This window comes from Pseudomonas sp. SZ40, assembly GCF_052958135.1.
Genome location: NZ_JBQWIF010000022.1, coordinates 38,224 through 51,535 on the forward strand (window position 1 = coordinate 38,224; position 13,312 = coordinate 51,535).

Here is a 13,312-nt window from a genome sequence, read left to right on the forward strand (position 1 = left end):
TTAACGCTCACTCAAGGAATTTTTATCCATGAATATCACTGTCGTTGGAACCGGCTACGTCGGCCTCGTCACCGGCGCCTGTATCGCCGAGATGGGCAACACGGTTGTCTGCGTGGATGTCGATCCGAAGAAGATCGAAAACCTCAAGCGCGGTGTGCTGCCGATCTACGAGCCGGGTCTGGAGACCGTCGTGGAAGAGAACTTCGAGGCCGGTCGCCTGCAGTTCACCACTGCCCTGCCGGAAGCGATGGAGCAGTCGGACATCATCTTCATCGCCGTCGGCACGCCGCCCGGTGAAGACGGTTCCGCCGACCTGCGATACGTGGTGGAGGTGGCCCGCCAGATCGGCAGCCTGATGACTCGCCACACCACCGTGATCAACAAATCCACGGTGCCGGTTGGCACCGCCGACCTGGTTCGCGCCGAGATCCTCGAACAGCTGGAACTGCGCGGCAAGGACATCAGTTTCGACGTGGTCTCCAACCCGGAATTCCTCAAGGAAGGTGCCGCAGTCGACGACTTCATGCACCCGGATCGGATCATCATCGGTACCGACAGTGAGCGTGCTCGCAAGGCCATGAGCGAGCTCTACGCCCCGTTCATCCGCAACAACCCGCGCATCAAGTTCATGGGCGTGCGGGACGCGGAAATGACCAAGTACGCGGCCAACGCCATGCTGGCCACCAAGATCTCGTTCATGAACGAAATCGCCGGCCTCTGCGACCGCCTCGACGTGGACATCGAGAACGTGCGCCTGGGCATCGGCTCGGACCAGCGTATCGGCTACCACTTCATCTACGCCGGCTGTGGCTACGGCGGTTCGTGCTTCCCGAAAGACGTCAAGGCGCTGATCAGCATCGCGCACCAGAACGATTTCGAACCCAAGGTGCTGCAAGCCGTGGAGGCACGCAACGAGCAGCAGAAGCAGTCGCTGTTCAACAAGCTGGCCGCGCATTTCGAGGGTGACATCAAGGGCCGCACCTTCGCTGTCTGGGGGCTGGCGTTCAAGCCGGGTACCGACGACATGCGCGAAGCGCCGAGCGTGGTGCTGATCAACAGCCTGATCAACGCCGGTGCCAAGGTCAAGGCATTCGACCCGATCGCCCGTGAAACCGCCGCGCGCGAGTTCCCCGAGCACTGGTTCAGCGAAGGTCGTCTGCAGATCGTCGACGGCCAGTACGAAGCCGCCATCGATGCCGATGCGCTGGTACTGGTCACCGAGTGGAAGCCATTCCGCCGTCCTGACTTCAAGGCCCTCAAGAAGCTCCTCAAACAGCCGGTGATCATCGACGGTCGCAACCAGTACGACCTCGACCAGGTAGATCGCGAAGGCTTCGACTACTACGGCATCGGCCGCAAGCAAGTGAACGGCTGAGACCCTCCTGACAATGGACGTCATCGAACCTGAAGTCACAGCCCCCGCCGCCCTCTGGACCCGCTTGAGCGTGTCCGGCAGAGCGGCGCTGCGCAGCCCCGTGCTGCGCAATATCGCGACCGTCGCGTCTGGCACAGCCGGCGCGCAGGTCATCACCCTGGCCCTGATGCCGGTCATCACCCGGATCTACGGCCCGGAAACCTACGGGATACTCGGGGTATTCATGAGCCTGGCGTTCATGCTCATCCCCGTCGCTGCCCTCACCTATCCAGTCGCCATCGTGCTGCCCAAGCGCGATGCCGATGCCCGCGGCCTGATTCGATTGTCCCTGCTGATCGCCTGCGCCTTCGCAGCGCTCGCGGCTGCCGTCATCGCCCTGTTCGGCGAAAGACTGGCCGACCTGGCAGGCGTCACGCAGATCGCACCTTTTCTGATGCTGCTGCCGCTCGTGCTGCTGGCCGGTGCTGCGCTCGAAGTCACCCAGCAATGGCTGATTCGCCAGCAGCGCTATCGCCTCACCGCTGGCGTGGCCGTGCAGCAGGCCATCGCCCATAACGGTCTACGCATCGCTGTCGGCCTGCTGCATGCGAGTCCTGCGGCACTGCTGCTGAGCACCGCTGTCGGCCCGCTGCTGCATACCCTGATGCTCAACTGGGGGCTGCGCCGCAACCCTGGTGCAGTCGCCCAGAGCGAGGCTCCCGCGGTGCAACTGAGCACTCGCGAGCTGGCCTTGCAATACCATGATTTTCCGCTGTTTCGCGCACCGCAGATGCTCATCAACGCGGTGTCGCAGAACCTGCCGACACTGGTCCTCGCGGTGTTCTTCGGCCCGGTGGCAGCCGGCTTCTTCGCCCTCTGCAAACAGGCGCTGAACGTGCCAACGCAACTGGTCGGCAAGTCGGTGGCGGATGTCTATTACCCGCGCATCAGCACGGCAGTACAGGATCACCAGCCGATCGCCGGCATGCTCGCCAAGGCGACGGCGGCATTGGCGCTGGTAGGCCTGCTGCCCTTCGCCCTAGTGTTCTGTTTCGGCCCCCAATTGTTCGCCCTGGTATTCGGTGAGCAGTGGGCGGTGGCGGGTGAATATGCACGCTGGCTGGCCTCGGCCGAGTACATGATTTTCGTCAGCCGCCCCTGCACGGTCGCCGTCCCGGCACTCGCCCTGCAAGGCCGTTTCCTGATTTTCGAGGTGCTCAGCACCGTACTGCGCATCGCGGCCCTGATGGCAGGCGCCCTGTTTCTGGAACAGGCCGAACAGACCGTCATGGCCTTTACCGCGGCCAGCATCCTGATCTACCTGAGCCTGATCGCCAGCGTGCTGCTCGCCGCACGCCACTGGTACGGCAAGGCTGATCGGCAGACGCGCCGCGATCGCCCCTAAACACTTTCATCAGAGACTGGCTTCGATCCTATGACCGCACAATTGCCCACTATCGTCGTCATCGGCTACAACCGGCCGAAGAGCCTCAGTCGCCTGCTCGGCTCACTGATCAAGGCTCGCTATCCGCAAGGCGATGTTCGCCTGGTGATCAGCCTGGACAACTCCGGCAACCCGCAGCCACGTCAGGTCGCCGAAGCCTTCGACTGGCCGCACGGCGAGAAACGCATCATCGCCCATCCCGAGCGCCTCGGCCTACGCCAGCACGTGCTGAGCTGCGGCGACCTGACCGAACAGTACGGCGACGTGATCATTCTCGAAGACGATCTGTTCGTCTCGCCGTTCTTCTACGAGTACACCTCGCGGGCGCTGCAGGCCTATGCCGACGATGCCGGCGTGGCCGGTATCAGCCTGTACAGCGTGCAGTTCAACCAGACCGCCAACCTGCCCTTCACGCCGATCGACGACGGCGACTCTGACGTGCATTTCATTCAGATGGCCGCGTCCTGGGGGCAGGCCTGGTCACGTCGCCACTGGCAGAGCTTCCGCCAGTGGCTGGAAAGCCACGGCACCGACATCAGTCATATCGACGGCATCCCGGCGGATATCCGCGGCTGGCCCGAGTCCTCGTGGCTCAAGCTGTTCACCGCGTACATCATTTCCCGGGATCTGTATTTCGTGTACCCGTTCCGTTCGCTGAGCACCAACTTCGGCGATCCGGGTCAGCATTTCAACATCGCCTCGTCGCGCTTCCAGGTGCCGATCCAGCAACAGCCGATCGACTACCAGTTCGCAAAACGCGAAGAAAGCGTGTCGGTCTACGACGCCTTCTGCGAACTGCTGCCGGCCTGCGTAAAACGCCAGAACCCGGTGCTCGAGCCCTACGATTTCACGGTCAACCTGTATGGCTGCAAGACCTGCAAAAAGGGCCTGCAACTGACCCGTACCGAAGCCCGTGGGTTACACAATTTCAGCCTTTCCATGAAGCCCATGGAACTGAGCATCCTGCATAACATCGAAGGTGAGGGCCTAGCCCTGATCGACTCGGCCGACATAGACGGCGCCAGCCTGTCGCGGCCCAAAACGGAGTACGACATCTACCGTTTCTTTTACAAGTTTCCGTCGGTACGGATCATTCTTTTTGGCGTTATGGAACGCCTCCAGTTGCTGCTCAAGCGTACGTCCTAACGGACCGCGTTCAGCAACCGAACACAGACCCTCTATCAATTGAACATCGCAGGTATCGCAATGGAACAGAAAAAAGCGCTCATCACTGGTATCACGGGTCAAGACGGCTCCTACCTGGCCGAGTTCCTGCTCGAGAAGGGTTACCAGGTGCATGGCATCAAGCGTCGTGCCTCGTCGTTCAACACCCAGCGCGTGGACCACATCTACCAGGATCCGCACGTCGACAACCAGAACTTCATCCTGCACTACGGCGACCTCAACGACTCGTCCAACCTGACCCGCATCATTCAGGAAGTGCAGCCTGACGAGGTCTACAACCTCGGCGCGCAATCCCACGTCGCGGTGAGCTTCGAAGCACCGGAATACACCGCCGACGTCGACGCCATGGGTACCCTGCGCATCCTCGAAGCCATCCGCCTGCTGGGCCTGGAAAAGAAGACCCGTTTCTATCAGGCCTCGACCTCCGAGCTCTACGGCCTGGTGCAGGAAACCCCGCAGAAGGAAACCACTCCCTTCTACCCGCGTTCGCCCTACGCGGTCGCCAAGCTGTACGCCTACTGGATCACCGTCAACTACCGCGAAGCCTATGGCATGTACGCGTGCAACGGCATCCTCTTCAACCACGAGTCGCCACGTCGCGGCGAGACCTTCGTGACCCGCAAGATCACCCGCGGCATGGCCAACATCGCCCAGGGTCTCGAGCCTTGCCTGTACATGGGCAACATCGACTCGCTGCGTGACTGGGGCCATGCCAAGGACTACGTCCGCATGCAGTGGATGATGCTGCAACAGGATCAGCCAGACGACTTCGTGATCGCCACCGGCGTGCAGTACTCGGTACGTGAATTCATCACCTGGTCCGCTGCCGAGCTGGGCGTGCACCTGCGCTTCGAAGGCACGGGCGTGGACGAGCAAGGCATCGTCGAGCGCATCGAAGGCAACAACGCGCCGGCCCTGAAGGTTGGCGATGTAGTGGTACGCATCGACCCGCGCTACTTCCGCCCTGCCGAAGTGGAAACCCTGCTGGGCGACCCTACCAAGGCCAAGACCAAGCTGGGCTGGACGCCGGAAATCACCGTTCAGGAAATGTGCGCCGAGATGGTTCGTGAGGACCTCAAGGTCGCCAAGCGCCACGCGCTGCTGCGTGAGCACGGCCACGATCTGCCGGTATCCGTGGAGAACTGAGGATGACAGCGACTTCTCTCGATCAGCGCATTTTCGTCGCCGGCCATCGCGGGATGGTCGGTTCGGCGATCGTGCGTCACTTGCAGAGCCTGGGGCACCAGAACATCATCACGGCGCCCCGTGAAAGCGTGGACCTGGTCGACGCCGCCAGCGTGCAGCGCTTCTTCGCCGACCAGCGCATCGACCAGGTTTACCTGGCCGCTGCCAAGGTCGGCGGCATCCACGCCAACAACCAGTACCCGGCCGACTTCATCTATCAGAACCTGATGATCGAAGCCAACGTCATCAACGCCGCGCACAATGCCGGCGTGAACCGCCTGCTGTCGCTCGGCAGCTCGTGCATCTACCCCAAGCATGCCGAGCAGCCGATGCGTGAAGAAGCGCTGCTGACGGGCGTACTGGAGCCGACCAACGAGCCCTACGCGATCGCCAAGATCGCCGGGATCAAGCTGTGCGAAAGCTACAACCGCCAGCACGGTCGCGACTACCGCAGCGTGATGCCGACCAACCTGTACGGCCCTCACGACAACTACCACCCGGAAAACAGTCACGTCATCCCTGCCCTGCTGCGCCGCTTCCACGAAGCGACCCTGCGTGGCGACGATGAGGTGGTGATCTGGGGCAGCGGCACGCCGATGCGCGAGTTCCTGCATGTCGACGACATGGCGGCCGCCAGCGTGCACGTGATGAATCTGGATGACGCCACCTACCAGGCGCACACCCAGCCGATGCTCTCGCACATCAACGTCGGCACCGGGCAGGACTGCACCATCCGCGAGTTGGCCGAAACCATCGCTCGGGTCACCGAGTTCCAGGGTCGCCTGACGTTCGACAGCAGCAAGCCCGACGGTACGCCACGCAAGCTGATGGACGTATCGCGCCTGGCCAAGCTCGGCTGGACGGCGAGCATCGATCTGGAAACCGGCCTGCGTGACGCCTACCGCTGGTTCGTCGAACACATCGACGATGTGCGCAGTTGATGTTTCTGCCGACCGAGACCTTCAAGACCGTGGTCGCCAGCACACCGCTGGTGTCCATCGATCTGCTGGTTCGCAATGCAGAGGGCGAGCTGCTGCTGGGCGAGCGTCTCAACCGCCCCGCCCAGGGCAGCTGGTTCGCTCCAGGTGGGCGCATTCTCAAGAATGAAACCCTGGATGCCGCTTTCGAACGCCTGACCCGGGAAGAACTGGGCCAGGCATTCGAGCGCGACCAGGGCAGGCTGCTCGGCGTCTACGAGCACTTTTACGACGACAGCGTGTTTGGCGAAACACCGGATACCCACTACGTGGTGATCGCCTACGCACTGGAGCTTGGCGCTCGGCAGAGCCTGCAACCGCCAAGCGTGCAACACGGTCGCTACCGCTGGTGGCCGATCGAGCAGATGCGCGATGAACCGCGCATCCACCGCAATACGCGGGACTACCTGCAGGCGTTGTACTAGACCTCTCGCAAGCCACTCAACGCGGCGTCGGCTTGCGAGCCACGACAATTTCGATATGGGAACGCGAGCTTGTTCAAGCAATTCCTGGCATACCGCAACCTGCTGCTGATCCTGTTTGTCCTGAACTCGGCCTGTTTCTTTCTGACCGACGACAAGAAGGCCGGCATCCCCTACCTGCGCGAGCTTTATCTGCTCGGCGTAGTAGGTAGCGCTGCGGCCCTGTTCCTGGTGTGGAAGCGCGTTTACCAGTCCAAGACCAGCCTGTGGATCATCTTCATGGGCCTGGTGCTGCCGGTCACCTCGGCGATCATGGCGGAACTCAACTTCGATCAGCCGTTCATCTATGGCCTGCTCGAAGAACGTCGCAGCTTCGCTTATCTGGTGTTCTTCCCGGCCCTGTTCCTGCTGATCAAGACCGCTCCGACGCAAAAGCACCTGGAGACCTTCTTTCTCTATTCGGGCCTGGCGTGCGCCTTCGTCGGCTACTGCTACTACTTCGGGATCATCCCGGAAAACGCCGGCGTGTCGTTCACCGTGGATGCCAAGGACGCCGGCGAAGTGCTGCTGCGCCCGAACCGCTTCCGTATCGGTTCGAGCTACGTGACCATCTGCGCCTTCATGCTCATGTACAGCATGAAAGAGCGTATCTCGCTGCTCAAGGTAGTCACCCTGCTGTTCTTCGCCTCGTACCTGTGGCTGGTGCTGCAGACCCGTCAGACCATGATCATCTGGTGCCTGGCTGGCCTGTGGATCTTCCGTGACCGCATCGACTCGCTGATCAAGCTCGGTCTGCTGGCGGCCACCATCCTAGTCGCGTCGTACTTCATCTTTCCGGAGTTCTACTACGAGCAGTTCGCCAAGTTCGAAGCCCTGCTCGACGAGGCCACCACCGGCCCCGGCGTGCGCGATACCACCACGGCGATCATCATCGGCGCGGTCGCCGACAACTGGTACATCGGCATGGGCTCGCTGTCACTGCAATGGAAAGGCGGCTTCGGAGCACTCTACAACCCGCACTTCTACCTGTCGGACGTGGGCATCTTCGGCGTGTACTACCGCTACGGATTCCTGACTCCGCTGATCGCCTTGATCTTCTATGCCGGCTACCTGCGCATCATGAAACGCTGCCCGCAAAAGGGCCCGCTGCTCAATGCCTTCCAGCTGGTGTTCTGGTTCCAGATGCTCAACATGTTCCTGTCCAACTCGCTGATGTACGGCGGTGATGTGCTGGGCATCGGCGCCGCCTGTTTCCTGTACTTCTCCCGCGCCTACGCGACGGAGAAATCCCCGACTCGAGAGCTCAGAGGCACACGCCATGACAAACTTCAGTATCGTGACCATCAACTGGAATAATCTGGAAGGCCTCAAACAGACCTACCAGAGTGTGGCTGCCCAGACCTATCGGAATTTCCGCTGGATCGTCGTTGACGGTGCCTCCAACGACGGTGGCGCCGAATGGCTGGCGACCATCGACGAGCCCTACGCCGAGATCACTTCGGAGCGCGACAAGGGCCTCTACGACGCCATGAACAAGGGCCTGATCAAGGGCTCGGCCACCGAGGGCTACACCCTGTTCCTGAACAGCGGTGATTCGTTCTACGACGAGAACGTGTTGCAGAAGGTTGCCGATGCGATCGAGCAGGCGCCCAGCAAGCCGCGTTACGTCTATGGCGACTACTACCTGCAGAACGCCGAAGGCCGCCTCACGCCACAGAACGCCAAGAAGATCGAGCACCTGGTACTGGGCATGCCGTCCAGCCACCAGGCGATGTATTTCGAGAATGAAAGGCTGCGCAACGTGCGCTTCCGTGAGGATTTCAAGCTCTCGGCGGACTACTGCATGATCGTCGAATTCCTGCAGGGCCAGGACCACAAGCGCGACGTGCTGAAGATCGCCTCGCCGCTGTGCATCTTCGACACCACCGGTGTTTCCACCAGCCGTCGCTTCGATGCATTGAAAGAAGATATGCGCATCCGTCGGGAGGTCATGAAACTATCGCCGCTGCACAGTATCTCTTTGTATGTCCTGCACTACGTTCACACTCATAGCAAGTTGTTGAAAGCGGCACTGGGCAAATGAATCACGAGCAACGACAACCGTTGCCCATCCGCAATTCGCGCAAGTGGCGCAAAGAGGTGTTGATGAAAGCCTTTGACATCGAGTTCTACGCTGGCTCCAAGGATCGCCTGGTCGAGGACTTGGTCGAGCACAGCACCGACAGGTACAGCTACGTCGTGACACCCAACGTGAATCACATCGTGCAGCTGGAAACCGACCACGACCTCAAACGCTCTTACGCGGTGGCCCGCCACCGCATCTGCGACAGCCGTGTATTGCTGCCCCTGCTGCGCATGCTCAGAGTTCCCGTGGAAGATGCCATTCCCGGCAGCACGCTCACCGAAGAGCTGATCGACATCGCCGAGCAGCGCGCCTGGAACGTCACCGTGATCGGTTGCGAGGATGAAGACATCCAGCATCTGCGAGCACGCTACCCACACATCACCTTTCACCATCACAACCCACCGATGGGTTTCATCAACAGCGAAGAAGCGATCCAGGCGTGCCTGTCCTTCGTCATCGAACACCCATCCAATCTGGTGGTGCTCTCGGTGGGCTGCCCGCGCCAGGAAATCCTCGCGCAGAAAATCTTCGAAACCGATCAGGCTGTCGGCATCGGTCTGTGCGTGGGTGCCTCGATCAACTTCCTGTCCGGAAGAATTCGTCGCGCTCCGCTGTGGATGCAACGCTACTCGCTGGAGTGGCTGCACCGCGCTTTCACCGAACCTCGTCGACTGGTAGGGCGCTACGCGCACGACGCGTTCCGCATCCTGCCGATCCTGCTCAGGGAATTCAAACTTAGGCAATCACTCTTCATGGGAGGAGCTCCACGATGATTCCTGTCATTCTTTCTGGTGGTAACGGCTCGCGCCTCTGGCCGCTTTCGCGCCAACTCAACCCCAAGCAGTTCCTGCCCATCGCCGACGATTCGTTGTCCATGCTGCAGGCGACCATTCGCCGTCTGGAAGGCTTGCAGGTCAGCCAGCCATGCCTGATCTGCAACGAGGAACATCGCTTCCTCGCCGCCGAACAGCTGCGCGCCCTGGGCATCGAGAACGCCAGCATCCTGCTCGAGCCGGTCGGTCGCAACACCGCGCCGGCGGTCGCCCTGGCGGCTATCAAGGCGCTGGAAAAGGAGCACGACCCGGTACTGCTGGTGCTGGCTGCCGACCATCTGATCAAGGATGTCAGCGCCTTCCACCGCGCCGTCGAAACCGCCCTGCCCTTCGCCCAGGCCGGCAAGCTGGTGACCTTCGGCATCGTGCCGACCCATGCGGAAACCGGCTACGGCTATGTGCAAAAGGGTGCATCGGCTGGTGAAGGTGGCTTCACCGTACAGAGCTTCGTGGAGAAGCCGGACAGCGAGACCGCCGAGCGCTACCTGGCTTCCGGCGAGCACTTCTGGAACAGCGGGATGTTCATGTTCCGTGCCAGCCGTTACCTGGAAGAGCTGCAGCGCTGGCAGCCGGAAATCCTCGACGCCTGCCGCCGTGCTACCGCGCAGAGCGAGCAGGACATGCACTTCGTGCGTATCGGCAAGGAGGCATTCGCCGCCTGCCCGGAAGACTCCATCGACTACGCCGTGATGGAACGAACCGAAGACGCGGTGATGGTGCCACTGGATGCCGGCTGGAGCGATATCGGCTCTTGGTCAGCGCTGTGGGACGTCAGCGACAAGGACGAACAGGGCAACGTGCACAAGGGCGACGTGCTCAGCCACGATAGCCACAACAACTACGTGCATGCCGACTATCGCCTGGTCACTACCGTGGGCGTCGAGAACCTGATCATCGTCGAAACCAAGGACACGATCATGGTCGCCCACAGGGACAAGGCCCAGGAGGTCAAACGTATCGTCGAGCAGCTCAAGCGCGACGAGCGTGGCGAGCATCTCAACAATCGTGAAGTGTATCGCCCGTGGGGCATGTACGACTCCATCGATCACGGTGCGCGCTATCAGGTCAAACGCATCACCGTGAAACCGGGCGCCAAGCTGTCGGTGCAGATGCACCACCACCGTGCCGAGCACTGGATCGTGGTCAGCGGCACCGCGCAGGTGACCAATGGTGACGAGACCTATATGGTCACCGAGAACCAGTCGACCTACATTCCCATCGGCCAGATTCACGCCCTGGAAAACCCGGGCATGATTCCGCTGGAGCTGATCGAGGTGCAGTCGGGGACCTACCTCGGCGAGGACGACATCATCCGCTTCTCCGACAACTACGGTCGGGTGAAGGAACTCAAGGTTTCTGCAGCCTGATGGGCTTCCAGCGCCGCGCCGTTGCGGGCGGCGCTGGCTCATCGAAGATAGCAAGTTGTTGAAAAAGGTAAGCGCTGCAGCGACAACGCCGGTAGTTCTTTTCAGCCGCATGCAAGGGCCCGAGTCGAGCCCAGCAGGAGGTGTGATTCGCGACCTTTGGGATCACCAATCACGACTAACAGGGCGACGGATAGCTCCTTCATTTCGCTGAGAAAATGGATATTTACAAGAATAAGCAAAGCGCGAAGCCCACTTGAACAGATACCGGATAACTCCATCACTTTCCGACAACGAGGCTCGCCTGTGAAAACTTCACAACTGAAACTGCACGATCCTTTGATCCATAAACTGAAGTTGTTGGAAGAAGACGACGTGACTCCACTGCTCGACGAACTGAGCACGCCGAAGAAGCCAACGATCCTCGGCTTCCTCAATCAGCACGGCTACAACATCGTCCAGAACGATACGGAAGCACGCCGTCACTTCCTCAAGGTCAATTACCTGCTGCGCGACGGCATCGGTGTAAAACTGGCCTGCTCGCTCAATGGCCTGGCGCCAGGTGCCAACCTCAACGGCACCGATTTCATTCCCAGCCTGATCCGTCACCTGCTCGAAAGCGAACACAGCGACAGCTACCAGCTGTTCGCCATGGGCACCAGCGAGCCCTGGGTCAACCTGGGTGCCAGCGCGCTATTCGGCGATCGTACGTTTCACGCGATCGACGGCTTCCAGCCGACCGAGCGCTACCTCGAATTCGTGCGTGAGCACCTGCAACCGGAAAAGATCCCCTTGATCGTCATGGGCATGGGCATGCCTCGCCAGGAAGAAGTCGCTGTGAGCCTGCAGCGTGACCTCGGCCGCCCTGCTCTGATGATCTGCGGTGGCGCGATTCTCGACTTCGCGGCGCAGCGCTTCAGTCGTGCGCCGGCGGTAGTTCGCAAGTTCGGTATGGAGTGGGCGTATCGCCTGCTGATGGAGCCGCGTCGCCTGTTCAGCCGTTACATCATCGGTATCCCGCGGTTCTTCTACTACATCATGCGTAACGGTATAGACCGCAAGGTAGCGGTTACCGAGCAAGGCGCCTACGACCGCAAGTCCTGACGCCCTCGCGTTAGAACGGAAAACGCCCCGACTGAGTGATCAGCCGGGGCGTTTTTCGTTGCAGCGCATCAACGTTCGGGGCTTAGGGTGCGGCCCGACGCAGAGCGGGCCGGCCCTTATCGATCCTAGCGCCCCGTGGCCACCGCCAGCGGTTTCTCGCTGCGCACGCCATGGCTCTGCGCGATCAAGGCGAACACCTCATCCCACATGGCCTGAGTGCGGGTCTTGAGTTCTGCGGAATGCGCGTGCAGACGAGTGGAGAGCGCCTGCATCTGAGCCGGATCAGTGAGGTAATCGAGGGCACTGGAAAGCTCCTCGTCGCTCAGGTTGATGTTCAGCACGCCTTCGGCAAACCCGTAGTCGGCGAACAGCATCTGGTACTTGTGGCTCCACCCCGTGGCCAGCGATGGCACACCTTGCGACAGCGAACTGACCAAACCGTGGAAACGGCTACCCAAGGTGCCGCGACAGGCGCCGAGAATGCCCTTGATCGCCAGCGGATCGGTCTCGCGCAGGATCGGCAGCCCACCCACGGCCTGCGACACCTGCTCGGCGACCCGGGCATCGCCCTCGCCTTCGTGAATCAGCAGGAACGGCTTGGCGCCGCGCTCGACCAGCATCTTGGTCGCGCGCTGCAGGAAGGGCACATAGCCCTTGGCGACGCTGTCACCGGTCTTGTCGAGCATGCGGCAGTTGGGCACCACACAGACCTGATGAACGTCAGGATCGAAATAGGACGGTAGCGTGCCACTGATCAGATTGGTGAAATCGGGTGCTATCTTGATGTTGTCACGCTCGCCAACGACCTCGGTGAGGTAGTCGTAGGACACCTGTTCGCGGGCGAAAACCAGATCGCAGTTGTCGAGGAACGCCCTGACCGCATCCTTGCTCTTCTGATCGCGGAACGGGCCGAATGCCTGCGGCAGCAGAATCACCTTGCTGCCGTTCTTCTTCCAGCGCTTGCTGGAACGCGCCAGCTCTTCGGAAAGGTCCGGGCCCCACTGATCGCTGTAGGCGAAGCCAGCGGCATCGAGCACCACGTTCACTTCCTTGTCGAGCACCACACCGTACTGCTCGCGAATACCGGCCGGCACCAGTGCCGCCAGGTCGCCGAAGGGGATGCCGGCGCGCCACAGCCAGGCTTTCTGATACAGGCCCAGGGATGCACGGTTGACGTAGGGATAAGGGCTCTTGGCACGGCCAGGCTCCATCACCACCTTGGCGCTGGGAAGGTTCTTCTGTACCTGCTGCAGGGCAGCGTGCAGCATCAGTGCAGCCCCCTTGTTGACGAAACCGGCTTTGCGAATCTCGACGTACAT

At 61.1% G+C, this 13,312-nt stretch carries 12 protein-coding genes; 11 read left to right on the forward strand and 1 reads right to left on the reverse strand.

Going from position 1 to position 13,312, the window contains the following annotated elements; all coding sequences use genetic code 11:
- The first annotated feature begins 28 nt into the window (after nucleotides 1-28).
- The 11 genes from ACT9T4_RS17255 (at nucleotide 29) to ACT9T4_RS17305 (ending at nucleotide 11,993) form a co-directional block, all read left to right on the forward strand.
- Nucleotides 29-1,375 carry a UDP-glucose dehydrogenase family protein gene (locus tag ACT9T4_RS17255; RefSeq protein ID WP_042556836.1) on the forward strand — a complete coding sequence of 449 codons (1,347 nt, stop codon included), beginning with the start codon at nucleotides 29-31 and terminating at the stop codon, nucleotides 1,373-1,375.
- Between the two features lie 70 nt (nucleotides 1,376-1,445).
- On the forward strand, nucleotides 1,446-2,759 hold the full coding sequence (locus tag ACT9T4_RS17260; protein WP_499118125.1) for a lipopolysaccharide biosynthesis protein: 1,314 nt from the start codon (nucleotides 1,446-1,448) through the stop codon (nucleotides 2,757-2,759).
- A gap of 30 nt (nucleotides 2,760-2,789) precedes the next feature.
- Entirely contained in the window at nucleotides 2,790-3,944 is a 1,155-nt protein-coding gene (locus ACT9T4_RS17265; protein ID WP_042556837.1) for a glycosyl transferase family 2, read from the forward strand.
- Nucleotides 3,945-4,004: 60 nt separating this feature from the next.
- Nucleotides 4,005-5,129 (forward strand): GDP-mannose 4,6-dehydratase, encoded by a 1,125-nt coding sequence (gmd, locus tag ACT9T4_RS17270; protein WP_042556838.1) that lies wholly within the window; start codon nucleotides 4,005-4,007, stop codon nucleotides 5,127-5,129.
- A gap of 2 nt (nucleotides 5,130-5,131) precedes the next feature.
- Nucleotides 5,132-6,109, forward strand: coding sequence for a GDP-L-fucose synthase (fcl, locus tag ACT9T4_RS17275; RefSeq protein WP_042556839.1), 978 nt, complete (start codon nucleotides 5,132-5,134; stop codon nucleotides 6,107-6,109).
- Entirely contained in the window at nucleotides 6,109-6,570 is a 462-nt protein-coding gene (locus ACT9T4_RS17280) for a GDP-mannose mannosyl hydrolase (RefSeq protein WP_042556840.1), read from the forward strand. Before fcl ends, ACT9T4_RS17280 begins: the two co-directional genes overlap by 1 nt.
- Before the next feature lie 69 nt (nucleotides 6,571-6,639).
- A complete protein-coding gene (locus ACT9T4_RS17285; RefSeq protein ID WP_042556841.1) occupies nucleotides 6,640-7,923 on the forward strand; it encodes a hypothetical protein in 1,284 nt (427 codons plus the stop codon).
- Nucleotides 7,886-8,650, forward strand: coding sequence for a glycosyltransferase (locus tag ACT9T4_RS17290; protein ID WP_042556842.1), 765 nt, complete (start codon nucleotides 7,886-7,888; stop codon nucleotides 8,648-8,650). Before ACT9T4_RS17285 ends, ACT9T4_RS17290 begins: the two co-directional genes overlap by 38 nt.
- 62 nt (nucleotides 8,651-8,712) lie before the next feature.
- The gene (locus ACT9T4_RS17295; RefSeq protein WP_042556854.1) at nucleotides 8,713-9,465 is read left to right on the forward strand and encodes a WecB/TagA/CpsF family glycosyltransferase; all 753 of its coding nucleotides are present in this window, start codon (nucleotides 8,713-8,715) and stop codon (nucleotides 9,463-9,465) included.
- Nucleotides 9,462-10,892 carry a mannose-1-phosphate guanylyltransferase/mannose-6-phosphate isomerase gene (locus ACT9T4_RS17300; RefSeq protein ID WP_499118130.1) on the forward strand — a complete coding sequence of 477 codons (1,431 nt, stop codon included), beginning with the start codon at nucleotides 9,462-9,464 and terminating at the stop codon, nucleotides 10,890-10,892. The genes ACT9T4_RS17295 and ACT9T4_RS17300 overlap by 4 nt, the downstream gene beginning before the upstream one ends.
- A 303-nt stretch (nucleotides 10,893-11,195) precedes the next feature.
- Nucleotides 11,196-11,993 carry a WecB/TagA/CpsF family glycosyltransferase gene (locus ACT9T4_RS17305; RefSeq protein WP_042556844.1) on the forward strand — a complete coding sequence of 266 codons (798 nt, stop codon included), beginning with the start codon at nucleotides 11,196-11,198 and terminating at the stop codon, nucleotides 11,991-11,993.
- A 125-nt stretch (nucleotides 11,994-12,118) separates the two neighbouring features.
- On the opposite strand, the gene ACT9T4_RS17310 is transcribed toward ACT9T4_RS17305, so the two are convergent.
- Complete coding sequence (locus tag ACT9T4_RS17310) at nucleotides 12,119-13,312, reverse strand: polysaccharide pyruvyl transferase family protein (RefSeq protein WP_042556845.1); 1,194 nt, start codon at nucleotides 13,310-13,312, stop codon at nucleotides 12,119-12,121.